Raw genomic sequence first — 26,927 nt, forward strand, 5'->3', positions numbered from 1 at the left:
AATGCCTGGCCCAACCAGATTTGTAGATTCCGGTGGTGCTTAAGCTCTACAGATCAGCTCTCAGCGGAAACAACTGAGTCATCACTGGACTCGGCTGCCAGTTTCAATCGGTCAGCTTTACTAACGTATTTAGTCTTGCTTTGCGGTGCCAATTTGGCACTCGCCTTTTTGGCTTTAGCCTTAAATAACTGCTGTAGTTTTTTTGACGATTCATGTCTTTCTGCTCAGCGTGTAAAAGCCTGGATGATATCAGCTCGAAGATTAAATCCCAGAAAGACAATGATGGGCTCGTCCCCCAAAATCCTCACCTCATGGAATAAACCGATACCCAACCCCCGTCTCCGTCACCAGATGCCGCGGCTGGGAAGGGTCCACCTCGACCTTCTTGCGCAACCCACCCATAAACACCCGCAGATATGGCGTATCGGTGGTATGCGATGGCCCCCACACCGCTTTCAATAGTTGCAAATGCGTCAGCACCCGATTCGGATGCGAGCAAAGGTGCACCAGCAACCGATACTCCAGCGGCGTCAGATGCAGCGGTGCACCAGAGCGTTCCACCACGCGCCGTTCGATATCGATGCGCACCTCGCCGAAGCTCAGCACGGAATTGTTGTCGGCATCTTTCGCCTGCCGCCGCAGCAGCGCGCGGACTCGGGCGAGCAGTTCGCCGGTACCAAACGGCTTCACCAGATAGTCGTCAGCGCCGGTGTCGAGGGCGAGGATTTTGTCTGATTCACTACCTCGGGCAGACAGCACGATGATCGGCACCGGCGACCAGCTGCGCACATCGCGGATCAGGTCGATGCCGTCGCCGTCGGGCAGGCCGAGGTCGAGGATGATCAGGTCGGGGCGGCGCGTACCTGCGTCGATGAGGCCGCGGTGAAAGGTGTCGGCTTCATGCACTTCCAGGCCTTCGGTTTGCAGGGCCATGCGCACGAAGCGGCGGATTTCCTTTTCGTCCTCGATGATCAGGACGTGCGGCACTGATTCGCTCATGGCTGTTCCTCGTCAGTTTGCTGGGCAAAGGGTTCGATGACGGGAGGCGTTTCACGGGGCAGACGTAACGTGAAGCAGGCACCGCCCTCGGGCCGGGTGACGCCGGTGATGGTCCCGTCATGCGCCTGGGCAATGGCCCGGCAGATGGCCAGGCCGAGGCCGACGCCGGGGATCGAGCTTTCCTTTTTGCCGCGCATGAATTTGTTGAAGATCGCCTCTTCGTGACCGTGGGGTAGCCCCGGGCCTTCATCGGCGACCCACACCTCGAAATGGTCCGGCGTGGCTCTGGCGCCGAGGTCGAGGGTGGTGGCGGGCGGGGTGTATTTGACGGCGTTTTCGATCAGGTTGATCAGGATGCGTTCGATCAGCACCGCGTCGATGCGCACCGGCGGCAAGTCATCCTCCAGCATGACGTGCACCGAACGCCCGCCGAGTATCGGCTGTACCGCTCGCAGGGCGCTGCCCACCACGTCTTCGATGGGTTGCCACTGACGATTCAACACCACTTTGCCGGACTCCAGCCGCGCCATGTCCAGCAGGTTATTGACCAGCGTGTTCATGCGCAGCGCCGATTCACCCACGGCCGCGGCGATCTCGGCGGCTTCGCCGGTCAAGGGCGGCTTGGTCAATTTAAGCGCTTCGGCGAGCCCGACCATCACTGACAGCGGAGTGCGCAGGTCGTGGGAGATGGCCGAGAGCAGTGAGTTGCGCAACCGCTCGGATTCCATTTGCACCGTCGTGTCCTGGGCCACGTTGATGTAGTGGATTCGCTCAAGGGAGATGGCCAGCAACGAGGCGCAGGTGTCGAGCAGGCGCCGCTGTTCCGGCACCACCAGTCGAGTGGTGTCGCGGGGCTGCACGGCGAGTATTCCGCGCACCCGCATCGGCGCGGACAAGGGCAAGTACAGCGTGGTGCTGGAGGGCAGGGTGTCGGTGCCGTAGCCGGCCGGTTCGGTTTTATCGAACGACCACTGGGCAATGGCGAGATCGATTTGCGGCGCATCGCCGGTGACCATCGGCGCCAGCAGTTTGTTGTTGTCATCGGCCACCAGCAAGGCTGATCGGGCGCCAAATTCGGCGCTCAGGAACTGTGCGCTGATCTCGGCCACCTGTTCAGTCATCAGCGCGGCAGATAACAAGCGCGACATGTCGTACAGCGCGCGCATGCGGTCTTCGCGCCGTTGCGCGACCCGCGCCTGGTACGTCAGGCCGGCGGTCATTTGCCCGATGACCAGCGCGACCACCAACATGACGCTGAAGGTCACCAGGTACTGGACATCGGCAAAGGCGAAGGAAAAACGTGGCGAGACAAAGAAAAAGTCGAAGGATCCGACCGACACGAACGCCGCCAACACCGCCGGGCCACGGCCGAAGCGCACCGCGACGGCGACCACCGCCAGCAGGAACAGCATGACGATGTTGGCCTGTTCAAGCACGCCCAACAGTGGCAGCGCAATCAGGGTCGTCGCTGCGCAGAGTGCCGCGCTCCACAGATAGGCGGGCCAGAGAATCGGACTTTCGCGGGTTTCGGATTTGCTTTCGGGGCGTGGGTTGCCCGACGGCAGCGAGACTTGAATCACATCCAGATCTGCGCCCAGCGCGCCAATCCGGTCGGCCAGCACCTGACGCCAGAACCTGCGTCGTGGCTGCTCGTCACGCCCCAGTACAACCTTGGACAGATTGTGCTGGCGTGCGTACTTGACCAGCGCTTCGGCAATGTCCTGACCTGCCAGGGTGGAGATCTGCGCCCCCATGTCCTGAGCCAGTTTCAGCGTCGCCAACACCCGGCGCCGCTTGGCTTCGGGCAGGCGCTGCAAGGCCGGGGTTTCCACATACACGGCGTGCCACGGCACACTGAGCTGGGCGGCGAGGCGAGCGGTGGAACGCACGGTTTTTTCCGCCTGTTCATGAGGGCCGATGCAGGCGAGTAATGAGTCACGGGTGCCCCAGACCGGTTTCACCGCGCTGCTTTGGCGGTACTGCAACATGTCGCTGTCGACCCGGTCCGCGGTGCGCCGCAGTGCCAGTTCGCGCAGGGCAATCAGGTTGCCTTTGCGGAAGAAGTTCTGCACTGCGCGCTCGGCCTGTTGCGCCAGATAGACCTTGCCTTCCTTCAAACGCTGCAACAGGTCATCGGGTGGCAGGTCGACGATGACCACTTCATCGGCGTTGTCGAACACGTGGTCGGGCACGGTCTCCCAGACGCGAATCCCGGTGATGCCACCGACAATATCGTTCAGGCTTTCCAGGTGCTGGACGTTCATCGTCGACCAGACATCGATCCCGGCGCTGAGCAATTCTTCCACGTCTTGCCAGCGTTTCGGGTGCCGGGAGCCAACGGCATTGGAGTGCGCCAGTTCGTCAATCAGGATCAGGCTCGGCGCGCGCGTGAGTGCGGTGTCCAGATCAAATTCGGTCACGGTGCGCAGTTTGTCGACGACAGGCTTGAGCGGCAGTAATTCGAGGCCTGCGGTCAACGCCTGGGTTTCGCTGCGACCGTGGGTTTCGATCACGCCGATCAGCACGTTGATGTTTTGCAGTTTCGCGGTGTGGGCGGCTGCGAGCATGGCGTAGGTCTTGCCGACCCCGGCACTGGCGCCGAAGAAAATCTTCAGTCGCCCGCGTTTGGCTTGCGCTTCCTCTTCGCGAATCTGCGCCAGTAATTGGTCCGGGTCGGGACGTTGTTCGGCCATCAAGCTCACCGTGTGTGAGTTAGCGCTCAGTGGGTGGCGTCGAGTGCCAGGTTCAGCGCCAGCACGTTGACTCGGGGCTCGCCGATGAACCCGAGCAGCGTACCTTCAGCATACTCGCCGATCAGTTGACGAACCTGTTCGACCGGCAAGTTGCGCACCCGCGACACCCGGCCAGCCTGATACAACGCGGCCGCCACGCTGATATGCGGATCAAGACCACTGGCGGAACTGTAGACCAGGTCGGCGGGCACCGTGGCCGTGTTGCCCGGATCAGCCGCGTGCAGGGCGGTGATCCGGCCCTTGATCGCGTCCGCCAGTGCCGGGTTCGACGGGCCGAGGTTCGAGCCGCCCGAGGCCAGCGGGTTGTAGGGCATGGGGCTGGTGGCGGAAGGGCGGCTCCAGAAGTACTTCGGATCGCTGAAGCCTTGGCCGATCAGCCGTGAGCCGACGGTTTTGCCGTCTCTTTCAATCTGGCTGCCGGCGGCCTGATGGGGGAAGACCAGTCGGGCGATCCCGGTGGTGACCAGCGGATAGGCGAGTCCGGTGAGCAGTGACAATACAATCAACAGGGTCAACGCCGGACGCAACAGAGTGGCCATGACAGTGCTCCCTCAAACCAGACCGACAGCGGCCAGGGCCATGTCGATGATTTTGATGCCGATGAATGGAACGATGACCCCACCCAACCCATAGATCAACAGATTGCGCCGCAGCAGCAGGGCGGCACCGACCGGGCGGTATTTCACGCCTTTGAGCGCCAGGGGAATCAGGAAAATGATGATCAGCGCATTGAAAATCACCGCCGACAGCACCGCGGAATTCGGGCTGGTCAGGCCCATGATGTTCAGTGCTGCGAGCTGCGGATAAGTGGTGACGAACGCCGCCGGCACGATCGCGAAATACTTGGCGATGTCGTTGGCAATCGAGAACGTGGTCAGCGAGCCTCGGGTCATCAGCATCTGTTTGCCGGTTTCCACCACCTCGATCAGCTTCGTCGGGTTGCTGTCGAGGTCGACCATGTTCCCGGCTTCTTTTGCAGCCTGGGTACCCGAGTTCATCGCCACCGCGACATCCGCTTGAGCCAGTGCCGGCGCATCGTTGGTGCCGTCGCCGGTCATTGCCACCAACCGGCCTTCGGCCTGGTAGCGGCGAATCAGTTCGAGTTTTTGCTCCGGCGTGGCTTCCGCCAGGAAATCATCGACACCCGCCTCGGCGGCGATAGCCGCAGCGGTGACCCGGTTGTCGCCGGTGACCATGACGGTTTTGATCCCCATGCGCCGCAGTTCGACGAAACGTTCCTTGATCCCGCCTTTGACGATGTCCTTGAGTTCGATTACGCCCAGCACTTTAGCGCCGTCGGCGACCACCAGCGGCGTGCTGCCCCGGCGCGCGACTTCCTCGACGAGGGTTTGCACCGCCTCCGGGAAGTGGCCGCCCAGGCTTTGCACATGCCGCAGGATCGCTTCGCCCGCACCTTTGCGCAGTTGGCGAGTGCCCATGTCGACGCCGCTCATGCGGGTCAGCGCGGAAAAGTGCACGAAGTGTGCGTCGAGGGCGGCGATGTCGCGTTCGCGCAAGTTGAAGCGTTGTTTGGCCAGCACCACGATGCTGCGGCCTTCAGGGGTTTCGTCGGCCAGGGAGGCGAGTTGTGCCACGTCCACCAGCTCCGCTTCCTTGACCCCCGGCGCCGGTAGAAAAGCCGAGGCGTGACGGTTGCCGAGGGTGATGGTCCCGGTCTTGTCGAGCAGCAGAACGTCCACATCACCGGCAGCCTCCACGGCACGACCGGAGGTGGCGATGACGTTGGCTTCCATCATCCGGCTCATGCCCGCCACACCGACCGCCGACAGCAGACCGGCAATCGTGGTGGGAATCAGGCAGACCAGCAGCGAAATCAACACGGTAATCGAAACCGGCGTGCCGGCCTGGGCCACCGCGACTCCGAACAGCGAGAAGGGCAGCAGTGTCACCGTCACGCCGAGGAATACGATGGTCAAAGCAACCAGCAGGATGGAAAGGGCGATTTCATTCGGGGTTTTTGCCGTTTGGCGTTCTCGACCATGGCGATCATGCGGTCGACGAAGGTCTCGCCGGGGTTGGTGGTCACCCGCACCACGATCCAGTCCGAGAGCACGCGGGTGCCACCGGTCACGGCGGAAAAGTCGCCGCCACATTCGCGGATCACCGGGGCCGACTCGCCGGTAATCGCAGACTCATCCACCGACGCGGCGCCTTCGATCACTTCACCGTCGGCGGGGATGATCGAGTCGCCCAGGTCGCCGGCCTCGACCACCACCACATCGCCTTTGCACAAACCGCTTGATTGCGCCAATTGCCACTCGGAACCGTAGTGCGGTTCGCGCAGTTTCTTCGCCCAGGTTTCCTTTTTCAGGTCCCGCAGCGAGGCCGCTTGCGCTTTGCTGCGGCCCTCGGCCAGGGCCTCGGCGAAGTTGGCGAACAGCACCGTGAACCACAGCCACAAGGCAATCGCGAGAATGAACCCGGCGCTGGCCTCACCCTGGCCACGCAGGGCCTGGACCCACAGGGCGCTGGTGATGATCGCACCGATGTAGACGACGAACATCACCGGGTTGCGCCACTGGATCCGCGGGCTGAGTTTGCGTACAGAATCGACCATGGCCGGTGTTATCAGTTTTGGGTCGAACAAGGAGAACGCTTGGCGTGTCATGTTCGTGGTCTCACTTGATCAGGATTAGGTGTTCGACGACGGGACCGAGCGCGAGCGCCGGCACGTAGTTCAGCAAACCGACCAGCAACACCGTTCCGATCAACAACACCACGAACAGCATGCCGTGGGTCGGCATCGTGCCGCCGGTGACCGCCAGGCGTTTCTTCGCCGCCAGGCTGCCGGCGACGGCGAGCACCGGGACGATCACGCCAAAGCGGCCGAACCAGGCGACGATTGCCAGCATCGTGTTGTAGAACGGGGTGTTGGCCGACAACCCGGCGAAGGCACTGCCGTTGTTGTTGGCCGCCGAGGTGAACGCGTAGAGAATTTCCGAAAAGCCATGGGCGCCGGGGTTGGCGATCCCCAGCCGGCCGGCCTCGGCCATGACCGCGATGGCGGTCCCGAACAGCACCAGCAGCGGCGTCACCAGAATCGCGATGGCGACCATTTTCATCTCGTAGGCTTCGATTTTTTTGCCCAGGTATTCAGGTGTCCGCCCGATCATCAAACCGGCGATAAACACCGCCAGGATCGCGAATATCAGCATCCCGTAAAGGCCCGAGCCGGTGCCGCCGAACACCACTTCACCCAGTTGCATCAGCACCAGCGGCACCGCGCCGCCCAGTGGGGTAAACGAATCGTGCATCGCATTGACTGCGCCGCAGGACGCCGCCGTGGTCACTGCCGCGAACAGGCTGGAGGCGCTGATGCCGAAACGCAGCTCCTTGCCTTCCATGTTGCCCGCCGCCGTGTCGATGCCCAGCGCTGAAAACTGTGGATTGCCGAGTTGTTCGTAGTGGGTGACGGCGACAACAGCGATCACGAAGATGATCGTCATCGTCGCCAGCAGCGCCCAGCCCTGGCGGATGTCTCCGACGACGTGGCCGAAGACGAAGCACAGCGCGGTCGGAATCAGGAAGATCGCGATCAGTTGAAAGAAATTGCTCAGCGCGGTCGGGTTCTCGTAAGGGTGCGCCGAGTTGGCATTGAAGAAACCGCCGCCATTGGTGCCGAGCATCTTGATCGCTTCTTGCGAGGCGACCGGGCCCATGGCGATGGTCTGCTTGTCGGTGCTGGCGGCCACGGTGACCGGGCTGCCCTGGGCGTCGAGCTTCGGTTGGCCGGCGTCATTGAGGACCGGGGCCTGATACTGCATGACCTCCATCGTCGTGACGTCCTTGTAGGGGGCAAGGTTCTGGATCGCGCCCTGGCTGACGAAGAACAGTGCGAAGATCAACGACAGCGGCAGCAACACCCACAATGTGATGCGGGTGAGGTCGGTCCAGGCATTGCCGATGCTGGTTGCACTGTGGCGGGCGAACCCGCGGATCAGGGCCACGGCCACCACGATGCCGGTGGCCGCCGACAGGAAGTTCTGCACGGTCAGCGCGAGCATTTGCGTCAGGTAGCTCATCGTCGATTCGCCGCTATAACCTTGCCAGTCGGTGTTGGTGACAAAGGCGGTGGCGGTGTTGAACGAAGAGTCCGGCGTCACGGCGCCGAAGCCTTGCGGGTTGAACGGCAACAGCCCTTGCAAACGTTGCAGTGCGTAGACGAACAACAGACCTAACGCGTTGAACAGGATCAGGGCGAGGGCGTACTGCAACCAGCTCATCTGGGTTTCAGGTTTGACGCCGGCCAGCCGATACAGCGGCGACTCGATGCGCGCACCGAAGGCAAACCGACCTTCCATTACCGTGGTCAGCCACCGCCCGAGCGGCCAGGCCAGCAAACCCAGCGCCAGCAAAAAGGCCCCGAGCAGGACCCAGGCTTGAGTCGTCATAGGAAGTCCTCCGGAAAAAACAGCGCGGCGACCAGGTACACCAGCAACCCGGCCGCGATGATCCCGCCGAACAGATAAAAGCCCGTCATGACCGTCTCCTGTTGAGCGCCGCACAGCCAAGTGCCAGGCCGATCAGGCTGATGAAAAACACTGCACCGAGTATTAGAAAAATGAAGTCCATGGCGTTTCCTCCCGCTTATGAGCAAAGCCTAGAGGGACGCTTGGTAAGTTGTTATCAGGATTGGGGGCGGGGGAATAAAGATCTTATAAAGGTCATGACAGGAGCAACGCTCAAAGAGTTGAGCGCTGCATTCCTTGTGGGAGCGAGCCTGCTCGCGATGACGGTCGTACATTCAAAACTTGTGTTGCCTGTCAGTCAGCTATCGCGAGCAAGTCGAATCGTTGCACCGCCGCTCCCACAGGTTGTACTTCTTGACTGATTGGTATTGGGGCAAGTCCTCCAGACACAGTGTTTGCGCATGGCATTACAAGAATGGCTGGGCGCACACCTCTCGAATGCACCCGCGCAACCAGCGATGTGCCGGGTCGGCATCCAGTCGAGGGTGCCAGAGCAATGACACCGTGATCGGCGGGATGGCAACCGGAAGGGCAAAACTGTGCAGGCCGGCGCGCAGGCTGGCGGTATGTCGCTCGGGCACGCTGGCGACCAGGTCGCAGGCCCGAACGAGCGCCAGGGCGGTCGAAAAGCCGCCGACGATGGTGACGATCTCTCGTTCCAGTCCGAGTGCATTCAAGGCGTCATCAATGGCCGTCGGCCCTTTCTCCGGGCCCCGTCGCGATACGCCGATATGCCGGCCGGCGGCATAGCGGGCAGGGGTGGTTTCGCCCTGGCTCAGTGGGTGCTCCAGGCGCACGACACCGATAAAACGGTCCCTGAACAGTGCCTGTGCCCGGACTTCCGGCGCCATCGAACTGCCGACCACGCCGGTTTCCATGTCGACACTCCCGTCGCGCAGTGGCGTGCTGTCCTTGTTCGGCTTTTGCACAAACAGCAGCCGCACGCCCGGCGCTTCTTCGCTGACACGGGCAAGCAGGTCCGGGCCGAACGTCTCCACAAAACCGTCGCTGGTGCGCAGGGTGAAGGTGCGCACCAGTTGTTTTGGATTGAGTTGTTCGACCGGGCGCAAAACCGCCTCGGCGTCCTGGACCAACTGACTGACCCGCTCGCGCAGTTCAAGTGCGCGGGGCGTGGGTACGAGGCCGCGACCGGCCCTGACCAGCAGCGGATCGCCGGTCGTTTCACGCAAGCGCGCCAAGGCCCGGCTCATCGCCGACGGGCTCAAGTGCAGTCGCCGGGCGGCGCGCGTGACACTGCCTTCTGCGAGCAGAACATCCAGGGTAATAAGCAAGTTGAGATCGGGCATCGGCATGTTTCGACGGTAGCACAAGCGTGATCGGGGCATGGCGTCAAACGCACAAGTAATGTGCAAACAGTGCGTCTTCCGCCTTGCCAGGCAACGCCGTAGGCTTTTTAAAGCCCCGTTTCGGGAGCTGCCAGACAAGGAGCTCACCCCATGATCAGTCCCAATCAGACCATCGCCGCGCAGTGGACGCCATCGGTTCGCCGGGTGCTCGCCAGCCTGTCGTTGTCGATGTTGCTGTCGTCCCTCGGCACCAGCATCGCCAATGTCGGCTTGCCGGCCCTGGCCCTGGCGTTCGGCGCGTCCTTTCAAGCCGTGCAGTGGATCGTCCTCGCCTATCTACTGGCCATTACCACGTTGATTGTCAGCGTCGGACGGCTCGGTGACCTCATCGGCCGTCGTCGGTTGCTGCTGGTCGGCATCGTTGTGTTTACCCTGGCTTCGGCCTTGTGCGGCCTGGCACCGAAGCTCTCGCTGTTGATTGCCGCCCGGGCGGTACAGGGCCTGGGCGCAGCGATCATGATGGCGCTGACCATGGCGTTTATCGGTGAGACGGTGCCGAAGGCCAGGACCGGCAGCGCCATGGGACTGCTCGGGACGATGTCGGCCATTGGCACCGCGCTCGGTCCATCCCTGGGCGGTGTGCTGATCGGCGGATTCGGTTGGCAGGCGATTTTCCTGATCAACGTGCCGCTGGGGATCCTGACGTTCGTGCTCGCGTACCTTTATCTGCCGGCTGATCGGCGGCAGCCGAAGACCGCGGGTTACGGTTTCGATCCTCTGGGCACGCTGTTGCTGGCGCTGACGCTCGCGGCCTATGCACTCGCCATGACCCTGGGCCGCGGCAGTTTCGGTGCATTCAACGTGGCGTTGCTACTGGCGGCGGTCTTCGCTGGCGGGCTCTTCGTTTTCGTCGAGGCGAGGGTGCCATCGCCGCTGATTCGTTTGGCGATGTTCCGTGATGTTTCGCTGTGCGGCAGTCTCGCCATGAACCTGTTTGTTTCGACGGTGATGATGGCGACGCTGGTGGTCGGGCCGTTCTACCTGTCTCGTGGCTTGGGGCTCAACCTGGCCGTCGTCGGTGGGGTGATGTCGATCGGCCCGGTCATCTCGGCCCTCAGCGGTTTTCCGGCGGGGCGTGTGGTTGACCGTTTCGCTGCGCCGATCATCGTCATCGTCGGGCTGATCATGATGGCGGCGGGTTGCGTGGCGCTTTCCGTTCTCCCGGCCGTGTTCGGCCTGGCGGGGTACGTTGCGGCCATCGTCATCTTGACCCCGGGTTATCAGTTGTTCCAGGCAGCCAACAACACGAGCGTGATGCTGGACCTGCCTTCGCAGCAGCGGGGGTGATGTCCGGCCTGCTCAGCCTGTCACGCAATCTCGGGCTGATCACCGGCGCCTCCGTGATCGGCGCGGTGTTTGCCCTCGCTTCAGCGGCGACGGACCTGGCGACGACGGTCCCCGAAGCCGTCGCCACCGGTATGCGCATTACGTTTGCAGTAGCCGCCGTGCTGCTCGTCGTAGCGCTCGCCATCGCTTTGGCAAGCCGTGACCGCAGGGGTGTGGCCACGGCGTCCTGATCGTGCCTCAGCCCCAGACTTTGCCGAGCTCATCCAGACCGGATTTTTGAAGATCCTGCGGGCTCATGGCGATGCGGAATTTGCAGTTGGCCTGGAAGTTGAGGAAAAACGGTTCGGCAAAACGCGGGATATCGGAAGCGTCCTGCATGTCGATCAGGAAAATCCCGCCGCGCCTGCCATCCTGCTCCGTGAAGTAAGCCGTCTCGGGTTTGATGCTTTCCAGCACCCGCTCCATGATTTCGCCGACTTTGCCGGCTCGGACCAGCGTGTTGAAAGGTTCGTGGGGGAACTCGACCGTCAGTAGCATTTTCATTGTTTGATGCTCGGTTGAAGTGGCTGCTCCCTATCAGGATCTCTGCTCCAGTGTGGGTTAAGAATAGCCAAGCATTGTGGCAGCCTCGGGCCGGGTTACGGACGGTAGCGCCTGGATTGACGATCAGTTTGTTGTGCGATACAACTAAATGATCATTTTCTGCGAGGTGCACGCCGTGACCGCCCCCATTTGATTAACCACGTTCGCTCGGCGTCGCGTCTGATGGTGCGCGAACTGGGGTTCATGCAGGCCACGCTGGCGGCGACGGACTATCCGCCGTCCTCCGTGCACACCCTCGTGGAGCTGGGTCGCCGCGATTCGCTGACGGCCGTGGAACTGGTGGCGCTGCTGGGCCTGGAAAAATCCAGCGTCAGCCGTATGGTGCGCAAACTCATCGAGGCGGGCGAGATCGAAGAAGTGCCGAATGAGCAGGATGCACGCTCGAAAAAACTGCAGCTGACTGCGCAGGGCCGACAGACGGTGTGCGCGGTGGATGCGTTCGCCACCCGGCGGGTCGGCGCAGCCATGGCTCACTTGACCGAGGCGCAACAACGGACAGTGAGCGAAGGCCTCGGCCACTATGCCGCAGCGCTGCACACCGAGCGACTCGGTACAGGGCCAACGCCCCCGGCACCGTTGGACATTGCACGAGGCTACCGCCCCGGCATCATCGGGCGCATGGTGGAAATGCATGCCTGCTATTACGCCAAACACGCGAGCTTCGGTCAGCCGTTCGAAAGCCTGGTGGCCTCCGACATGGCCGAACTGATGGGCCGCCTGCACAACCCGCGCAACGAGGTGTGGGTCGCGCTGGACGGCGAGCGCATCGTCGGTTCGATTGCCATTGACGGCGAAGGCGAGGGTGGCGACGCGGTGCTGCGTTGTTTCATTCTGGATGACCGCGCGCGGGGCAAAGGTGCCGGCAAACGCTTGCTGGCTGAAGCGATGAAGTTCTGCGACGAATGCGGCTTTCGGGCAACGCGACTGTGGACGTTCAAAGGCCTGGATGCGGCGCGCAAACTGTATGAAGACGTGGGTTTCACGTTGGAGCAGGAGCAAGAAGGGGAGCACTGGGGTGGACGGATTATCGGCCAATGGTTTGTTCGGCCAGGGCCGGTCAATATTTCAGCGTGAACACGCAAAAGCCCGGGAGCCCAACGCTCCCGGGCTTTTTCATGCGTTGTTACTCAGCGGCGATCCAGCCACACCGTCTGTGCGTTGCAGAATTCGCGAACACCAAAGTGCGACAGCTCACGGCCAAATCCGCTTCTCTTTACACCGCCAAAAGTGACACGTGGGTCGCTGGCGCAGTAGCCATTGATAAATACCCCGCCGGTTTCAAGCTCATCGGCCATCTGCCTGGCCAGTTCGAGATTGCGGGTGTAGATCGTTGACGCCAGCCCGAACTCACTGTCATTGGCCAGCGCCAAGGCATGGGCGGCATCGCGAGCGGTAATGATCGACGCGACCGGGCCAAACAGTTCCTGTTTGAACGAAGTCATCTGGTCGGTCACGTTGCTGAACACGGTCGGCTCATAGTAGTTGCCGGGGCCTTCAGCCTGCTTGCCGCCAAGCAACAGCGTCGCGCCTTCTTCCAGTGTGTCGCGGACCTGTTGGTCCAGTTCGTCACGCAGATCAAAACGCGCCATCGGGCCGATGTAGGTCTCGCTGGACAACGGATCACCGACCACGAGCTGGCGAGTCGCTTCGACAAACTTGCGGGTGAATTCCTCGACAACGCCTTGCTCGACGATCAAGCGCTTGGCCGCCGCGCAGACTTGCCCGGTGTTCTGGTAACGGCCAATCACCGCCGCTTTGACAGCGTCGTCGAGGTCGGCATCGTTGAGCACAATGAACGGATCGGAGCCGCCGAGTTCCAGCACGCATTTCTTCAGCGCAGCACCGGCCTGAGCGCCGATGGCGATACCGGCTCGCACGCTGCCGGTGAGGGTCACGGCGGCGATGCGTGGGTCGGTGATCGCTGTGGAAACGCCGTCCGGCGTGACGTTAATCACTTCAAACACACCGTCGACGAAACCGGCGCGCTGGATCGCATCGCGCAGCAGATAGGCGCAGCCCATCACGTTTGGCGCGTGCTTGAGGACGTAGGTGTTGCCGGCGATCAACGCCGGAACCGCACCGCGCAGTACCTGCCAGATCGGGAAGTTCCACGGCATCACGGCGAGAATCGGGCCCAGCGGGCGGTATTCAATGCGAGCCTTGCCACCTTCAACCAGCGTTGGCTCGGCGTTCAGCATGGCGGGGCCGTGTGCGGCGTACCACTCGCAAAGTTGCGCGCACTTTTCGATTTCACCGCGGGCCTGGGTGACGGGCTTGCCCATTTCCAGGGTGATCATGCGCGCCAGTTTTGGCGCATCGTCGCGCAGTGCCTGGGCCAGGGCGACCAGCGATTGTGCGCGCTGCTCTACTGGCGTCCGACGCCAGACAGCAAACCCGGCGGCGGCCCGGGCGAGGGCGGCGTCCAGAGCCTCTGCGGATTCGAACGGGTAGTGGCCGATCGGCTCGCCATTGGCGGGGTTGATCGAAATGGCATGGGTGAGACTGGAAACCTGGGTCATGGCACCGTCCTTCTGGGTGGGTATGCGCTCAGGTTACGGGGGTGGTTGTTTTCTGGAAACTGAATAATACTGAGCATATCGTTCACGTTTGGAGAATGACTTGGATCTGGTCCAGCTCGAGATTTTCAAAGCGGTTGCCGAACACGGCAGCATCAGTGTGGCCGCTCAGCACATCCACCGGGTGCCGTCGAACCTGACAACGCGGATCAAGCAACTGGAGCAGGATCTGGGCGTCGACCTGTTTATCCGCGAGAAAAGCCGTTTGCGCCTGTCGCCGGCCGGTTGGAGTTTTCTTGATTACGCCCGGCGCATTCTCGATCTGGTCCAGGAGGCCCGGGCTACCGTGGCTGGCGAAGAGCCGCAAGGGTCTTTCCCATTGGGTTCGCTGGAAAGCACGGCGGCAGTGCGGATTCCCGAGTTGTTGGCCGCCTATAACCAGAAGTACGCCAAGGTCGAACTGGACCTGTCTACCGGGCCTTCCGGCACCATGATCGACGGCGTGCTCTCCGGCCGATTGGCCGCCGCGTTCGTCGACGGCCCGGTGCTGCACCCGGCACTGGAAGGCGTGCCGGCGTTCGAGGAGGAGATGGTGGTGATCGCACCGCTCAACCACGCCCCGATCCAGCGTGCCCGGACGTCAACGGCGAGAACATTTATGCCTTCCGCTCCAATTGCTCGTACCGACACCACTTCGAGAGCTGGTTCAGCAAGGACGCGTCGGTGCCCGGCAAGATTTTCGAAATGGAGTCCTATCACGGCATGCTTGCCTGCGTCAGCGCCGGTGCCGGCCTGGCGCTGATGCCCCGCAGCATGCTGGAAAGCATGCCCGGCTGTACTACGGTGAGCATCTGGCCGCTGTCGGAATCGTTCCGTTACTTGCGCACCTGGCTGGTGTGGCGCCGGGGCACGGTGTCGCAAAGCCTGACCATGTTTGTGCGTTTGCTGGAAGAGCGGGGCGTCGTACATGAAGAAATCTGAACGTCGCCAATAAGTAATACCAATTGGCCACTACCTCCGCTAGAGTATGCGCCGCCCGAGAGCTGGATCCCGGGCGTTTTCTAATGGAGTTACACCGTGAATTACCTCAGTAAAGTGGTTGCCGTCGTCCTGTTCGGTCTGATTCTGGCGGGTTGCACCGGCGCCCCGATGAAAACCCAGCACTACGACAGCAGCCAGTACACCGTTCTGGGCCACAGTGAAGCAAGCGCCACGGGCCTGTTGCTGTTTGGCGTCATCCCGATCAAGCAGAACAGCCGTTTTGTTCGCGCTCAAGACGCGGCGATCCAGGCCAAGGGCGGCGACGCGATGATCAACACCCAAGTGCAGGAAAACTGGTTCTGGGCCTGGGTCCTGACCGGTTACACCACCAAGGTTTCCGGTGACGTGGTCAAGTTGAAAAACGTTCAGTAAGCGCTATGCTTCGCCGTCTGGCGAGCCGCCCTGAAACGCGCAAAAGCCCGGTTTAGCCGGGCTTTTCAGTTTCTGGAGTTTGTCCGCGCGTACCGTCATCGGGACGGATCGATTTTCCATTTTGGGTCTGTTTGAACGTGAACTGGGATGACCTGAAGGTTTTTACCTTCGTCGCAAAATCAAACAACAGTCTTCAGGCAGGCGGCTGATCCGCCGTGCACAGCTCCCCGGTGGCGCGGATCAGTGCCAGTTCATGCAGGCGATCCTGGGGCAGGTTGGCGCGGGCCTTTGTCAGCCAGTTTGCGCAATGCGGGTCTTTGCTGAAGGGCAGGAAGTCGGCGTATTGCTGCAACAGGCGGTTCTGCAACTCATCCAGGCGGGGGCGGATTTGGTTGGCGAGGTCCGGGCGTGGCGTGTCGGGCGCCTTGCCGGCGGCGCGCCATTTGGCCAGCAATCCGTATTGCACCAGTTTGTTGGCTTCGATTTGCGCGGCGAGCAATTGGCCGACGGCTTGCGGGTCGAGTTGGCGCTCCGTGGCCAGCGCCTTGGCGTTGGCGATGACTTGCGCTTCCCGGGCACTGTCCTGGATCGGTTTGCCGCTGTCCCACTTGGTCAGCGCCACCAGGTCGGCAATGTTCAGGCGTTCATTCAGGGTCACCAGCAAGGGTTTCAAGGCTTCGGGTGCCGGGGAAGGCGTGGCGGCCTGTGCGTTGGCGACGAACCAGACAAGTGCGGCGCAACCGAGCAAACGTTGCGGCAGGCGTAACGGGGTGAACATAGGCAAAACCTCTTTCGCGAGTTACTGGGACAAGGCAACGCTTGCAGGCCAGGTAATGGCTTGCGCGACGATCACATGTTCGCCATTGAACGTGGCGGCGGGGAGCCATGCAACACGTAGCCCATGTTCAAGGCTTCGCTGACGCGATGGCAGAAGGCGGCGTCATCGCGGCCCGTCAGTAGCCGGTAAACGGGCAGGCCGTCAGGCGGTAAGGTCATAAGCCGATATCCTCAGGGTTTAATCAATCGCAATGCCGGGGCGCATCAATTTAGCACCCGCTGACACGAAAAATCCCGCCCTTGGCAGGTCTCTGGATTTTCAAGTAGTATACGTTTCATATGCATTTCATATCGGGTGTTGTTGTGGGAATCGTAAAAATTTCAGAAGCCATGCACGAGAACTTGCGCGTCGCCAGCAATGCGCTGAGTCGCTCGATCAATGCCCAGGCCGAGCACTGGATGCGCATCGGGATGCTCGCGGAATTGCTCCCCGATCTGGACCACAGCGACATCTGCCGCTTGCTGATTCGCGCCGAAAAGGTTGGTGGCCTTGATTTGCAACAGGTGTGCGCTCTCGCCGAAGGTTCCCAAGTCACCCAGGTTCACGTCGCACAAGGAGCTGAACAATGAGTCGGGCAATGAAGGCCAGCGTCGTGATCAACAGCCGGGAACAAATCGCCCAGTCCGGCGTGGCGGGCAAGTTGGCGGCCGAGGTGCTGGCGATGATCACGCCCCACGTCAAGGCCGGGGTCACCACCGACGAACTCGACCGGCTCTGCCACGACTATATCGTCAACGTACAGAAAGCCATTCCCGGCAATGTCGGCTATCACGGCTTTCCGAAAACGGTCTGCGCCTCGGTCAACGAGGTGGTCTGTCATGGCATTCCGTCGTCCAGGATCCTGAACGACGGCGACATCATCAACATCGATATTGCAGTGGTCAAGGACGGTTGGTTCGGCGACACCAGCCGCATGTACTTCGTCGGCGAACCAAGCCCCGAGGCGCGTCGCCTGGTGCAGACGACCTATGAAGCGATGTGCGCCGGCATCCGGCTGGTACGCCCCGGCGCAACCCTGGGCGACATTGGCCACGCGATTCAAAGCGTTGCCGAGCGCGACGGCTACAGCGTGGTGCGCGAGTACTGCGGGCATGGCATCGGCAAGATCTATCACGATGAACCGCAAGTCCTGCATTACGGCTTTCCGGGTCAGGGCCTGGTACTCAAAACCGGGATGATCTTCACCATCGAGCCGATGCTCAACGCCGGTAAACGCCATGTGAAAACCCTGGCCGATGCCTGGACAGTGGTCACCAAGGATCTTTCGCTTTCGGCGCAGTGGGAGCACATGGTGGCGGTCACCGATGACGGTTTTGAGGTGTTGACGTCCTGGCCTGATCAGGTCGAGGAATATCCTGCGCCATAAAGCATCAGGCAAAAAAAATGCCGCCGGTTAAGGCAGCAATAAAAAAACAGCACGCGCTGTGTATGGCCTGAGTATTGGCCTTGCAACGTTACACAATGATGACGATCAGTAGATCGGCGGCACGATCAGTTCCGGTGGCGTCGGGCTGCGGGAATAATCTTCCTGACGCACGCGCTGCGGCAACTCGATCACTGCGTGTTCCACCTCTTCATAGGGCATTTGCCCGAGCAGGTGATTGATGCAGTTGAGGCGCGCTTTCTTTTTGTCATCGGCTTGTACCACCCACCACGGCGCTTCGGCGATGTGGGTGCGTTCGAGCATGATTTCCTTGGCCTTGGTGTAGGCCTCCCAGCGCCGACGGGACTCCAGGTCCATGGGGCTGAGTTTCCATTGCTTGAGCGGGTCATGAATGCGGCTGAGAAAGCGCAGATGCTGTTCCTGGTCGGAAATCGAGAACCAGTATTTGATCAACTGAATACCCGAGCGGGCGAGCATCCGTTCGAACTCCGGCACGGTGCGGAAGAACTCTTCATATTGGTCGGCGTTGCAAAATCCCATGACTTGCTCGACCCCGGCGCGGTTGTACCAACTGCGGTCGAACAGGACGATTTCACCCGCTGCCGGCAGGTGCGAAACATATCGCTGGAAGTACCACTGGGTTTGTTCGCGGTCATTGGGTGCGGGCAGGGCGGCGACGCGGCAGACTCGCGGATTGAGCCGCTGGGTGATGCGTTTGATCACGCCACCCTTGCCGGCGGCATCGCGCCCTTCGAACAGAATTACCACTTTGGCGCCGGTCTTGACCACCCAGCTTTGCAGCTTCACCAGTTCGCCTTGCAGGCGGAACAGTTCGCTGAAATAGCGCCGTCTCTCTTCCTTCTCACTGCCGTCATTGACGTGACCGTCGAACAGCGCATCGAGGTCGTGTCCGTCCTCCAGCAGTTCCAGCTCCAGCTCTTCGTCATTGTGATCGATCAGCTCGCGATGGATCCGGTGCATCAGGGTGTCGTTGTTTGCAAGCATGGTCGGAGGCTCCCGTGGAAGGTGGCGCTGACGATGGTATTCCCGCAGGTATGACGAACTGGTGACGATCAAAGGTTTGTGCGCGGGAGGGCGGTGTCATCTTCGTGTCACCTAAGCCATGGCAAGCTCTTCGCAAACCGTCTTGAAGGCGGGCTGATGAAACTGCCAGGAATCCCCACCATGAAAGGCGACGCCTCTCTGTTTGCAGCCATTGACCTGGGGTCCAATGCGTTTCGCATGATGATTGGCCAGTCGGTCATGCGGAACCAGCAACGGGTGATCCAGGAAGTGAAAACCCTGCGTGAGCCGGTGCGTCTGGCTGAGGGGTTTCAGGGTGGGGCGCTGGACGAGTTGGCGCTGGATCGGGGCTGGCAGGCGCTGGCACGATTTGGCAAAAAGCTGCGTGGCTTCGAGTCGTGCCGAGTGCGGGCGGTGGCCACCAGTGCGGTCCGCGAAGCCGACAATGCGCAACTGTTCCTGGCCAGCGCCGAGCGCCACCTGGGGTTTCGGATTGACGTCATCTCCGGGCATGAAGAAGCCCATCTGGTGTACGCCGGTGTCGCCCACACGTTGCCGGGTTCGGAAAGTCAGCGGCTGGTGGTGGACATCGGCGGCGGGTCGACCGAATTGATCCTGGGTCGAGGCACTCAGCCGCTGATTACCGAGAGCATTGCCATCGGCAGCGGCACTTTCGGTTCGCGTTACTTTCATGGTGGTTGCATCACCGCTCAAGCGCTGCTTGAGGCCGAGCGCGTGGCCTCGCTGCAGTTTGAAAAAGTCGCCCGGCGTTATCGGGCGCAGGGGTGGCAGCAGACCATCGGCTCATCCGGCACCGCGCGAATGCTGGCCAAAGTGCTCAAGGCCAACGGCTTGAACGACGATGGCCAAAGCGGCATCACCTACGGCGGACTGTTGCGGCTGTCGTTGCGACTGCTCGAAGTGGGGCACGTCAAACAGCTCAAACTGGCCGGGCTGCAAACTCATCGACTGAGCATTTTGCCCGGTGGCCTGGTGGTCATGCTGGCGGCGTTCAAGGTGTTTGGCATCTCGCACATGACGCCGTCCGAGCCGGGTTTACGGTTTGGTGTGCTGCATGGGTTGATGAATCAGCACTGATCAACGGCAGCGCCCATCCATCTGACAAAGACCCGCAGCTGTGCTGCAAACTCGTTGGCCGGTGCGGTTGATGTTGTTGCCAGAGACAGAAAGAATTCAATCTGCGCAGCCATCGAGGGGTAATGTTTCACAAACAGTTCAGTGTGCTCATCCAGTGTTTGCGGCCAAAACAAGTCCTGATCCGATCGAAGGATGCCGGTTGAACGGATCAGCTTGCGCGACGCCTCTCGTTGTAATCGCGATCGCTCATCGGGGTCGGTTTCGCGCTCGATACGCTCGGCATATCGGTTCAGCACCGCTTCGAAGTCGCCATTTACCGCCAGGGCGATGGCCCGAGAGGGTTTGAATGATGCAAAGCGTTCGCTCAGATCATTACCCCAGACGCAGCGGCAATGGTGCTTGAGCCAGTAACCCCAACTGAGCAGACTCTCCTGCGCCAGCACCTCGGTACGATGGCCGATGTCAAAGTCGATCTTCACCACTTCCGAATGTCGAGCGGCCAGCGCCTGGCGTATGGCTTCTATGCGTTCCTGGTCCGCCGAGGAGGCTGGACCGCGAAGTACCAGGGTCACGTCAAGGTCGGACATACCCGATACGGCGTCACCTCTCGCGACACTCCCGTACAAATAAATGCCGTCCAGTAACGGCTGCGCTTGAGCGACCAGTGTGGCGCAGACGTCCCGAACGAGGTCTTCATACCCGGATTGAATCGGCCCGTTGGGAGTGGCAAGGATGAAGCCGTTTGAGTCGACGCCGCAATGAGGGGAGGCCTGCATGAAATCGTCCTTGATTGAGCTTCGCATCGGCCATCAGCGCGCAGAGCTGATAGAACCTCTATCGGTGTCCACTGCATAGTCTGTCCGCGTGCTGCCCTGGCGATCGCGGAAGGTAAAGTGACTGAGCAACAGGCAAAGACCGAAGCCAAGCATGTCCGCGACAAAGTTTTGATACGCAGAGGAGAACGGGATGCCGTTTTCCCGTGGATCGACGTACATCTCGTTGTACGCCGAGAACAGCACAATGATCAAACTACCCCAGGGACTCCACGGGATGCCTGCTTTCAGCGCATGAACATTGTCTCGCAGGGAGCGCTTGAAAAACCTCGAGGGGATAGTCACATAACCCAACAGCAACGCCGCGCAGAAGCCGTACAGTAAATGGCAGAAGTTGTAGCTCCAGACGATGATGTTGAATGCGTTGAGCTGGACCAGCCAGAACGTGAAGAAGATCGCCAGGCACAGCAGAAACGGGGCGTGGGTCGAGCGTTGGGTGAACAGCATTGAAGCTCCTTGGAGGGGATTGATCCTTGGAGGTAATGCTACCGGACTCTCGCTTCGTTTAGCGCGGCTAAATAGAGCTGGCGGTACGCACCCACCAGTTGATCAAGGGTGAACGCCAGATTTCGCCCACTCGGATTGGGCAGGATCCACACCGAGGCATTGCCGAAAGTCTTTGGTTGAAGTCCCCAGGCAATGTCTCGCTGGCCGGATAACGCGCAGTAGGCCGCTTTGCCGAGAAAGGCCACGAAGCGCGGGGCATAGCGCGTGATTTTTTGTTCAAAATCCGCAGCGGCAGCAGTGAACTCTTGCAAGGACAACTGATCCGCACGCGCCGTCGGCCGGTCAACCACTGCGGTTAATCCGCATTGGTACTGCAAGATTGTCCGATCGTTTTCCGGGAGCACCTGCGCAGGCGTAAACCCGGCGAGATGCAGCGTGCGCCAGAAGCGATTGCCGCGGCCCGCAAAGTGATGCCCCTGGGCGGCGGCAGCCATTCCCGGATTAATCCCGCAAAAAATCACGGCCAGGTGTTCGGTCAGAATGTCTTCCAGTCTTTCGTCTGCCATATCAATCCTCTCAACCTCAGATTGCTGCTTCCAGATTACGTAACAACCACTCGCTGAAACTTCGCGCGTTGTTTTCACTGTCACGGTGAGTCAGCACGGCCCAGCTCGGGCCGCGAATGGTTTGCTCCACCAGGGGTTGCAACAAGCCGTTGGCCCGGGACTGACGACTCAGCAGTTCACTGACCAGGGCGATACCGAGCCCGGCGCACGCGGCATCCAGCAGCAGGCCGGGATCGGAGAAGTTCAGCCCCTGATCGTGCTGGCCAACATCGATGCCAGCCTCCACCGCCCAATGACTCCAGTCCATCTCCCGCTCACCGTGCAGGGTCGCGCGCTGTTCCCTTGGCAGCGCCAACACGCTCGGGTGACACACCGGGTACAGGCGGTCGGCGTGCAGCACCTTGAAGCTGCACTCGGCTTGGGAGCTGATGTCATCGCGCACCGCGAGGTCGATGGTCTGGGTGGCCATGTCCGGGACTTCATCGGTGCTGTAAATCCACAGATCGACCTCTGGATGCTGACGGCGAAAATCCCCCAGGCGTGGCAGCAGCCAGTGACGAGCAAACGCCGGCGTGGTGTTGAGCACCAGTTGATTGGGTTTCTGGTACTGCCCGAGACGGCGAATACCAACGGCCAGTTGCTGCAACAACGCCTGGGTGGTGCTGAGCAAATCGTGACCGGCATCGGTCAGGCTGACGCTGCGCCCGCTGCGGAAAAACAACGGTTGTTCAAGGTACGCCTCAAGGCTGCGGATCTGCTGACTGATCGCCGATTGGGTCAGGTTCAGCTCGGTGGCAGCCTTGTGAAAACTGCCCAGTCGGGCGGCCGCTTCAAAGCCGCGAAGGGTGCTGAGCGGGGGCCAGTGCTTGAGCATATCGATAAGTTCCTCTAATCATTTTTCTACAAAATCCATCGTTTGTTTGCCTGTTTTACCCACCGTAGCATGCATGCCAGGCCGATCAAGGCAGTTTTAATTGAACACAATGGCTTAACTCAAAGGGCTTTTTATCATGCAGCAGAATCAAATTCAAAACAGCGGTTGGGTGATGCCGGCAGAGTGGGCCAGGCACTCCGCGACCTGGATGGTCTGGCCTCATAACAAAACCCTTTGGGAATCGAGTTGGGGCGTTACCTTGCCGCTGGTGCAAGAGGATTTCGCCCGGGTGGCCAACGCCATTGCGCGTTTCGAACCGGTGAAAATGGTCGTCGACCCGTCGGCTGCCGCCAGTGCCAAAGCGCTGTGCGGCGCCAATATCGAATTGATCGAATTGGCGGTGAACGACAGTTGGAGTCGCGACTCCGGCCCGAGCTTCGTCTGCCACCCGCAGCAAGGCCTGGCCGGGGTGAGCTGGCGCTTCAACGCGTGGGGTGGCAAGTCGGCGCACGACCTCGATGAAGGTTTGGCCCGCCGTGCACTCAATCACCTGGGCGTGCCGTGCTTTGGCACACCGTTAAGTAACGAAGGCGGGGCCATACATGTTGACGGCGAAGGCACGCTGATCACCACTGAATCGGTGTTGCTCAACGCCAATCGCAACCCGGACACCGGCAAAGCGGAAATGGAGGAGATCTTCTCCCGTCTGCTGGGCGTGAAGAAAACCATCTGGCTGCCGGGCGATCCGGACTACGTGACCGGCGACATGACCGACGGCCACGTCGATGGCGTCTGCGCTTTCGCCCGCCCTGGCGTGTTGCTGGTGGACGCCACCCACGACAAGCATTCGGTGTATGCCGAAGTCGCCCGGGAAAATCGTCGTGCGCTGGAACTCGCCACCGATGCCCAAGGCCGAAAATTCGAACTGATCGAGTTGTATGAAGCCACCGACGCCGTGGACACCGAGGCCGAAGTGTTCTGCGCCTCGTACACCAATTTCTACATCGCCAACGGCGCGATCATCATGCCGGCCTATGGCATTGATGCCGACAACGCGGCGGCCGAAGTGCTGGCTCAGGCCTTCCGGGCCGCGACGTGGTGCCGGTGCGGATCAATCACCTGGCCCATGGCGGCGGCGGGGTGCACTGCATCACCCAGCAGCAGCCGGCCTGGCCAGTGGAGGGTTGAGCCATGACCTTGTTGACGATTGCCACCACCCAGATGCCCTGCACCTGGGACTTGCAACACAACCTTGATCAGGCCGAGCAATGGGTGCGTGAGGCGGCGGCGAAGGGCGCCCAGGTCATCCTGCTGCAAGAGCTGTTTGCCACGCCGTATTTCTGCATCGAGCAAAACCACAAGCACCTGGCGCTGGCCGAAGAATATCGAGACAGCCGCGTGCTCAAACGCTTCGCCGCATTGGCCAAAGAGTTGGGCGTGGTGCTGCCGCTGAGCTGGTTCGAAAAGGCCGGCAACGCCTACTTCAATTCCTTGAGCGTGGCCGATGCCGACGGGCGCCTGCTGGGCGTGTACCGCAAGACCCATATCCCCAACGCCATCGGTTATCAGGAGAAGGAATATTTCAGCCCCGGCGATACCGGTTTCCGGGTTTGGGACACGGCGTTCGGACGCATCGGTGTGGGGATCTGCTGGGATCAGTGGTTCCCCGAAACTGCGCGTTGCCTGGCGTTGATGGGCGCCGAAGTCTTGCTGTTTCCCACCGCCATCGGCTCTGAACCGGGCTGCGCAACCCTGGATTCGCGGGACCATTGGCAGATGACCATGCGTGGGCATGCGGCGGCCAACATCCTGCCGGTGGTGGCGGCCAATCGCGTCGGTCGGGAAGCCGCAACCACCGATCCGACCCTGCAAATGGCTTTCTACGGTTCGTCCTTCATCTGCAATCACAAAGGCAAATTGCTCGCCGAGGCCGACCGTGACAGCACCGGCGTGCTGGTGCACAGCCTGGACCTGGCCGCCATGCGCGAAGAGCGCCTGAGCTGGGGTATCTACCGCGACCGCCGCCCGGAGATGTACGGAGCGCTGTTGAGTCAGGACGGTCGCCACATCAATGCACGCTGGACCACTCAAGGGGTTTGATATGCGCATTTCCAACCAACTGTTGACCGGCGCCCTGGCTCTTTATTGCGTCGTGCCCTCGCTGCACGCCGAAGAAAAAGCCCTCCGGCTGTATAACTGGGCCGACTATTTTGCCGAGGATACGCTGAGCAGATTCACCGCCGAAACCGGGATCAAAGTGATCTACGACGTGATGGACGGCAGCGAAACCCTGGAAGCCAAGATGCTCGCCGGCGGCAGCGGTTACGACCTGATCTTCCCGGGCGACACCGTGGCCGAGCGCTTGATGCGCGCCGGCAGCCTGCTGCCGCTGGACCCGTCAAAAATCACTGCGCGGGATGACATCGAACCCGGTTTGCAGAAGTTGCGAACCCACTATGTGCATTCTAACCAGGCCACGGTCCCGTACACCTGGGGCACCATCGGCCTGACCTACAATGACCAGCAAGTCAAACAGCGGGTGCCGAATGCGCCGGTCAACAGCCTGGATATACTGTTCAAACCGGAGCTGGCGGCCAAATTTGCCGATTGCGGGATCTCGATGATCGACTCACCCGATGAAGTGCTGGCGGTGGTGCTCAACTACCTTGGTCGCGACCCGCGCAGTGCCAGGCCTGAAGACCTGGCAGCGGCAAGTGAGTTGCTGATGAAGCTTCGACCGTACATTCGCAAGTTCCAGTCGCAACCGGTGACTGACCTGGTGAACGGCAACCTGTGCGTGTCGCTTGGTTACAGCGGTGATATGACCCAGGCCCAACGCACCTCGGACAGCGCCGGCAAGAAGACCTCGTTCCAGTACCGCATTCCCGGGAAGGGACCACAGTGTGGATGGACACCATGGCAATCCCGGTCGACGCCAAACACCCGGAATACGCCTATGCGTTCATCAACTTCGTCATGCGCCCGGAGAACATGGCCGCGATCAGTAACTTCACCGGCTACCCGACTTCCAATGCCAAGGCCCGTCCGAGCGTCGATGCCGCGATGCGTAACAACCCGGATATTTACCTCGACGAAGCCACTTACGCACGGCTGATTCCTGGCAAGGACATCCCCCAGGCCGATATGCGCGCACGCATGCGCACCTGGACCAAATTCAAGACAGACACCGCGAAATGACTTCGGAAAAACCATTGAGGGATCAACCCATGTCGACGCGTCGTGAGTTCATCAAACAGGTAACGGTCGCCGCCAGTGTGGGCGCCGCAATGTCCATGGGCCTGACGCCTTTGTACGCGCAAGCGGCTACCGCAGGTGTCTGGCTCATGCCGGACGAGGGCGAAAAGCATCAGCGGGCGTTCATCTCCTTTGGCGCGCAGGATGCGATCTGGGAGGACTTCACCCCGGACGTGCAAGCCGCCCTTGGCCGGATCGCCAGCTCCATCGCCCGCTATGAGCCGGTCACCGTATTCTGTCGCCAGCGCGAGCGGGATCTGGCAGAAGAACACTGTGGCACGACCAACATCACCTACGTCACCACCGAGCTCGACGACATCTGGATGCGCGACATCGGCGCCAATTTTGTCATCGACGAGAAGGGCGAGCTGGGCGCGGTGGACTTCAACTTCAACGGTTGGGGCAACAAACAGCAGCATGGCAAGGATGCGAAGTTGGCCGCGTTGGTGGCGGGCAACGCGCAGGCCGATTACCTGCGCAGCGAGTTGGTGGGCGAGGGCGGTGCTATCGAAGTCGATGGTCACGGCACCGGGATCATGACCGAAAGCAGCTGGATCAACAGCAATCGCAACCCCGAATGGAGCAAGGCCGAAGTCGAGCAGGCGCTGAAAGATCGTTTGGGCTTGCGCAAAATCATCTGGCTGCCGGGCATCAAAGGCAAGGACATCACCGACGCTCACGTCGATTTCTATGCGCGTTTCATCAAGCCAGGTGTGGTCATCGCCAACCTCGACAACGATCCGGCGTCATACGATTACAAGGTCACCCGTGCGCATCTGGAGATCCTCAAAAACGCCACGGATGCCGATGGCCGCAAGCTACAGGTGCACAGCGTGTCGCCACCGCTCAACCCGCGCCAGAACAAGTTCAGCAAGAACAACCCGGACTTTGCGGCCGGCTACATCAACTACTTCGTAATCAATGGCGCAGTCATTGCGCCCGAGTTTGGTGATCGGGCGGCGGATGCCAGGGCGTTTAGCCTGTTGTCCGAACTCTACCCGGACCGCAAGGTGGTGCAGCTCAATATTGATGCGATTTCCGCTGGCGGCGGCGGTATTCACTGCGTGACCAGTCATCAGCCGATGGCTTGATCAGGGGAGTGCAGCGCTCGACTAAAGTTAACTGGCTGTTTTAAAACAAAATTATTTTGTAAAGGGGCTTTCCAGATGGCGCAAAAGTTG

At 60.9% G+C, this 26,927-nt stretch carries 22 protein-coding genes and 6 pseudogenes; 11 read left to right on the forward strand and 17 right to left on the reverse strand.

What is annotated here, in order from left to right; translation table 11 throughout:
* Positions 1 to 53: 53 nt before the first annotated feature.
* From JFV26_RS29555 to JFV26_RS29590, 8 genes and pseudogenes are all read right to left on the reverse strand, one after another.
* Positions 54 to 203 (reverse strand): annotated as a pseudogene (locus tag JFV26_RS29555) (DUF2986 domain-containing protein); the annotation flags it as partial.
* A gap of 106 nt (positions 204 to 309) precedes the next feature.
* On the reverse strand, positions 310 to 999 hold the full coding sequence (locus JFV26_RS29560; protein WP_201197192.1) for a response regulator: 690 nt from the start codon (positions 997 to 999) through the stop codon (positions 310 to 312).
* On the reverse strand, positions 996 to 3,692 hold the full coding sequence (gene kdpD, locus JFV26_RS29565) for a two-component system sensor histidine kinase KdpD (RefSeq protein ID WP_201197193.1): 2,697 nt from the start codon (positions 3,690 to 3,692) through the stop codon (positions 996 to 998). The genes JFV26_RS29560 and kdpD overlap by 4 nt, the downstream gene beginning before the upstream one ends.
* Before the next feature lie 26 nt (positions 3,693 to 3,718).
* The gene (gene kdpC / locus JFV26_RS29570) at positions 3,719 to 4,291 is read right to left on the reverse strand and encodes a potassium-transporting ATPase subunit KdpC (RefSeq protein ID WP_201197194.1); all 573 of its coding nucleotides are present in this window, start codon (positions 4,289 to 4,291) and stop codon (positions 3,719 to 3,721) included.
* Positions 4,292 to 4,303: 12 nt separating this feature from the next.
* A pseudogene (gene kdpB, locus JFV26_RS29575) lies at positions 4,304 to 6,381 on the reverse strand (potassium-transporting ATPase subunit KdpB).
* A gap of 10 nt (positions 6,382 to 6,391) precedes the next feature.
* A complete protein-coding gene (gene kdpA, locus JFV26_RS29580) occupies positions 6,392 to 8,164 on the reverse strand; it encodes a potassium-transporting ATPase subunit KdpA (protein ID WP_201197195.1) in 1,773 nt (590 codons plus the stop codon).
* Positions 8,161 to 8,253: a K(+)-transporting ATPase subunit F gene (kdpF, locus tag JFV26_RS29585; protein ID WP_123402870.1), complete on the reverse strand. Its 93-nt coding sequence runs from the start codon at positions 8,251 to 8,253 to the stop codon at positions 8,161 to 8,163. Before kdpF ends, kdpA begins: the two co-directional genes overlap by 4 nt.
* Positions 8,254 to 8,649: 396 nt before the next feature.
* The gene (locus JFV26_RS29590; protein WP_201197196.1) at positions 8,650 to 9,555 is read right to left on the reverse strand and encodes a LysR family transcriptional regulator; all 906 of its coding nucleotides are present in this window, start codon (positions 9,553 to 9,555) and stop codon (positions 8,650 to 8,652) included.
* Between the two features lie 144 nt (positions 9,556 to 9,699).
* Here JFV26_RS29590 and JFV26_RS29595 point away from each other — a divergent pair.
* A pseudogene (locus JFV26_RS29595) lies at positions 9,700 to 11,126 on the forward strand (MFS transporter).
* A gap of 7 nt (positions 11,127 to 11,133) precedes the next feature.
* On the opposite strand, the gene JFV26_RS29600 reads toward JFV26_RS29595, so the two are convergent.
* Positions 11,134 to 11,439: a panthothenate synthetase gene (locus JFV26_RS29600; RefSeq protein WP_201197197.1), complete on the reverse strand. Its 306-nt coding sequence runs from the start codon at positions 11,437 to 11,439 to the stop codon at positions 11,134 to 11,136.
* 222 nt (positions 11,440 to 11,661) lie between these two features.
* Between JFV26_RS29600 and JFV26_RS29605 the strand changes: the two genes are divergently transcribed.
* On the forward strand, positions 11,662 to 12,573 hold the full coding sequence (locus JFV26_RS29605) for a bifunctional helix-turn-helix transcriptional regulator/GNAT family N-acetyltransferase (protein WP_201197253.1): 912 nt from the start codon (positions 11,662 to 11,664) through the stop codon (positions 12,571 to 12,573).
* Between the two features lie 53 nt (positions 12,574 to 12,626).
* Here JFV26_RS29605 and JFV26_RS29610 read toward each other — a convergent pair whose 3' ends face one another.
* The gene (locus JFV26_RS29610) at positions 12,627 to 14,018 is read right to left on the reverse strand and encodes an aldehyde dehydrogenase family protein (protein ID WP_201197198.1); all 1,392 of its coding nucleotides are present in this window, start codon (positions 14,016 to 14,018) and stop codon (positions 12,627 to 12,629) included.
* A gap of 100 nt (positions 14,019 to 14,118) precedes the next feature.
* Here JFV26_RS29610 and ptrR point away from each other — a divergent pair.
* Positions 14,119 to 14,996: pseudogene (gene ptrR / locus JFV26_RS29615) on the forward strand (putrescine utilization regulator PtrR).
* Between the two features lie 96 nt (positions 14,997 to 15,092).
* Positions 15,093 to 15,428 (forward strand): hypothetical protein, encoded by a 336-nt coding sequence (locus JFV26_RS29620; RefSeq protein ID WP_201197199.1) that lies wholly within the window; start codon positions 15,093 to 15,095, stop codon positions 15,426 to 15,428.
* Between the two features lie 193 nt (positions 15,429 to 15,621).
* Here the strand turns inward: JFV26_RS29620 and JFV26_RS29625 are convergent, their stop codons facing one another.
* Positions 15,622 to 16,206, reverse strand: coding sequence for a chorismate mutase (locus JFV26_RS29625; RefSeq protein WP_201197200.1), 585 nt, complete (start codon positions 16,204 to 16,206; stop codon positions 15,622 to 15,624).
* Positions 16,207 to 16,277: 71 nt separating this feature from the next.
* Positions 16,278 to 16,424 (reverse strand): DUF1737 domain-containing protein, encoded by a 147-nt coding sequence (locus JFV26_RS29630; RefSeq protein ID WP_446739956.1) that lies wholly within the window; start codon positions 16,422 to 16,424, stop codon positions 16,278 to 16,280.
* 144 nt (positions 16,425 to 16,568) lie between these two features.
* On the opposite strand from JFV26_RS29630, the gene JFV26_RS29635 reads away from it, so the two are divergent.
* Together JFV26_RS29635 and map are read left to right on the forward strand one after the other, a co-directional pair.
* A complete protein-coding gene (locus tag JFV26_RS29635; RefSeq protein WP_201197201.1) occupies positions 16,569 to 16,835 on the forward strand; it encodes a TA system antitoxin ParD family protein in 267 nt (88 codons plus the stop codon).
* An 8-nt stretch (positions 16,836 to 16,843) separates the two neighbouring features.
* Positions 16,844 to 17,632: a type I methionyl aminopeptidase gene (map, locus tag JFV26_RS29640; protein WP_201197254.1), complete on the forward strand. Its 789-nt coding sequence runs from the start codon at positions 16,844 to 16,846 to the stop codon at positions 17,630 to 17,632.
* Positions 17,633 to 17,737: 105 nt separating this feature from the next.
* On the opposite strand, the gene ppk2 is transcribed toward map, so the two are convergent.
* Positions 17,738 to 18,631 (reverse strand): polyphosphate kinase 2, encoded by an 894-nt coding sequence (ppk2, locus tag JFV26_RS29645; RefSeq protein ID WP_446739957.1) that lies wholly within the window; start codon positions 18,629 to 18,631, stop codon positions 17,738 to 17,740.
* 204 nt (positions 18,632 to 18,835) lie between these two features.
* Here ppk2 and JFV26_RS29650 point away from each other — a divergent pair, with 204 nt between their 5' ends.
* Positions 18,836 to 19,771: a Ppx/GppA family phosphatase gene (locus JFV26_RS29650; protein WP_201197255.1), complete on the forward strand. Its 936-nt coding sequence runs from the start codon at positions 18,836 to 18,838 to the stop codon at positions 19,769 to 19,771.
* Here the strand turns inward: JFV26_RS29650 and JFV26_RS29655 are convergent.
* Genes JFV26_RS29655 through JFV26_RS29670 form a run of 4 tightly spaced genes read right to left on the reverse strand, consistent with a single transcriptional unit; the run spans position 19,762 to position 22,491 of the window.
* Entirely contained in the window at positions 19,762 to 20,547 is a 786-nt protein-coding gene (locus JFV26_RS29655) for a nucleotidyltransferase domain-containing protein (protein ID WP_201197203.1), read from the reverse strand. The two genes, JFV26_RS29650 and JFV26_RS29655, sit on opposite strands and share 10 nt — an antisense overlap.
* Positions 20,548 to 20,580: 33 nt before the next feature.
* Complete coding sequence (locus JFV26_RS29660; RefSeq protein WP_201197204.1) at positions 20,581 to 21,051, reverse strand: hypothetical protein; 471 nt, start codon at positions 21,049 to 21,051, stop codon at positions 20,581 to 20,583.
* A 38-nt stretch (positions 21,052 to 21,089) separates the two neighbouring features.
* Positions 21,090 to 21,617, reverse strand: coding sequence for a G/U mismatch-specific DNA glycosylase (gene mug, locus JFV26_RS29665; RefSeq protein WP_201197205.1), 528 nt, complete (start codon positions 21,615 to 21,617; stop codon positions 21,090 to 21,092).
* Between the two features lie 16 nt (positions 21,618 to 21,633).
* Positions 21,634 to 22,491, reverse strand: coding sequence for a LysR substrate-binding domain-containing protein (locus JFV26_RS29670; RefSeq protein ID WP_201197206.1), 858 nt, complete (start codon positions 22,489 to 22,491; stop codon positions 21,634 to 21,636).
* A gap of 136 nt (positions 22,492 to 22,627) precedes the next feature.
* On the opposite strand from JFV26_RS29670, the pseudogene JFV26_RS29675 reads away from it, so the two are divergent.
* The 4 genes and pseudogenes from JFV26_RS29675 (at position 22,628) to JFV26_RS29690 (ending at position 26,837) form a co-directional block, all read left to right on the forward strand.
* Positions 22,628 to 23,679: pseudogene (locus JFV26_RS29675) on the forward strand (agmatine deiminase family protein).
* A gap of 3 nt (positions 23,680 to 23,682) precedes the next feature.
* Positions 23,683 to 24,591, forward strand: coding sequence for an N-carbamoylputrescine amidase (gene aguB / locus JFV26_RS29680; protein WP_201197207.1), 909 nt, complete (start codon positions 23,683 to 23,685; stop codon positions 24,589 to 24,591).
* Positions 24,563 to 25,689, forward strand: a pseudogene (locus tag JFV26_RS29685) (extracellular solute-binding protein). The gene aguB and the pseudogene JFV26_RS29685 overlap by 29 nt, the downstream one beginning before the upstream one ends.
* A 29-nt stretch (positions 25,690 to 25,718) precedes the next feature.
* Positions 25,719 to 26,837, forward strand: a complete 1,119-nt coding sequence (locus JFV26_RS29690; RefSeq protein WP_201197208.1) for an agmatine deiminase family protein — start codon at positions 25,719 to 25,721, stop codon at positions 26,835 to 26,837.
* The last annotated feature ends 90 nt before the right edge of the window (positions 26,838 to 26,927 follow it).

This window comes from Pseudomonas sp. TH31 (assembly GCF_016650815.1).
Taxonomy (GTDB): domain Bacteria; phylum Pseudomonadota; class Gammaproteobacteria; order Pseudomonadales; family Pseudomonadaceae; genus Aquipseudomonas.

What these genes read in the sequence shown, in the direction of transcription:
- kdpF (WP_123402870.1), bottom strand. Translation starts at nt 8,253, where the DNA reads ATGACGGGCTTTTATCTGTTCGGCGGGATCATCGCGGCCGGGTTGCTG.
- JFV26_RS29590 (WP_201197196.1), bottom strand. Translation starts at nt 9,555, where the DNA reads ATGCCGATGCCCGATCTCAACTTGCTTATTACCCTGGATGTTCTGCTC.
- JFV26_RS29690 (WP_201197208.1), top strand. Translation starts at nt 25,719, where the DNA reads ATGTCGACGCGTCGTGAGTTCATCAAACAGGTAACGGTCGCCGCCAGT.
- kdpA (WP_201197195.1), bottom strand. Translation starts at nt 8,164, where the DNA reads ATGACGACTCAAGCCTGGGTCCTGCTCGGGGCCTTTTTGCTGGCGCTG.
- JFV26_RS29655 (WP_201197203.1), bottom strand. Translation starts at nt 20,547, where the DNA reads ATGCAGGCCTCCCCTCATTGCGGCGTCGACTCAAACGGCTTCATCCTT.
- ppk2 (WP_446739957.1), bottom strand. Translation starts at nt 18,631, where the DNA reads ATGCACCGGATCCATCGCGAGCTGATCGATCACAATGACGAAGAGCTG.
- kdpC (WP_201197194.1), bottom strand. Translation starts at nt 4,291, where the DNA reads ATGGCCACTCTGTTGCGTCCGGCGTTGACCCTGTTGATTGTATTGTCA.
- JFV26_RS29600 (WP_201197197.1), bottom strand. Translation starts at nt 11,439, where the DNA reads ATGAAAATGCTACTGACGGTCGAGTTCCCCCACGAACCTTTCAACACG.
- JFV26_RS29660 (WP_201197204.1), bottom strand. Translation starts at nt 21,051, where the DNA reads ATGCTGTTCACCCAACGCTCGACCCACGCCCCGTTTCTGCTGTGCCTG.
- mug (WP_201197205.1), bottom strand. Translation starts at nt 21,617, where the DNA reads ATGGCAGACGAAAGACTGGAAGACATTCTGACCGAACACCTGGCCGTG.
- JFV26_RS29625 (WP_201197200.1), bottom strand. Translation starts at nt 16,206, where the DNA reads ATGTTCACCCCGTTACGCCTGCCGCAACGTTTGCTCGGTTGCGCCGCA.
- JFV26_RS29630 (WP_446739956.1), bottom strand. Translation starts at nt 16,424, where the DNA reads ATGACCTTACCGCCTGACGGCCTGCCCGTTTACCGGCTACTGACGGGC.
- kdpD (WP_201197193.1), bottom strand. Translation starts at nt 3,692, where the DNA reads ATGGCCGAACAACGTCCCGACCCGGACCAATTACTGGCGCAGATTCGC.
- JFV26_RS29650 (WP_201197255.1), top strand. Translation starts at nt 18,836, where the DNA reads ATGAAAGGCGACGCCTCTCTGTTTGCAGCCATTGACCTGGGGTCCAAT.
- JFV26_RS29670 (WP_201197206.1), bottom strand. Translation starts at nt 22,491, where the DNA reads ATGCTCAAGCACTGGCCCCCGCTCAGCACCCTTCGCGGCTTTGAAGCG.
- JFV26_RS29560 (WP_201197192.1), bottom strand. Translation starts at nt 999, where the DNA reads ATGAGCGAATCAGTGCCGCACGTCCTGATCATCGAGGACGAAAAGGAA.
- JFV26_RS29605 (WP_201197253.1), top strand. Translation starts at nt 11,662, where the DNA reads ATGGTGCGCGAACTGGGGTTCATGCAGGCCACGCTGGCGGCGACGGAC.
- JFV26_RS29610 (WP_201197198.1), bottom strand. Translation starts at nt 14,018, where the DNA reads ATGACCCAGGTTTCCAGTCTCACCCATGCCATTTCGATCAACCCCGCC.
- map (WP_201197254.1), top strand. Translation starts at nt 16,844, where the DNA reads ATGAAGGCCAGCGTCGTGATCAACAGCCGGGAACAAATCGCCCAGTCC.
- aguB (WP_201197207.1), top strand. Translation starts at nt 23,683, where the DNA reads ATGACCTTGTTGACGATTGCCACCACCCAGATGCCCTGCACCTGGGAC.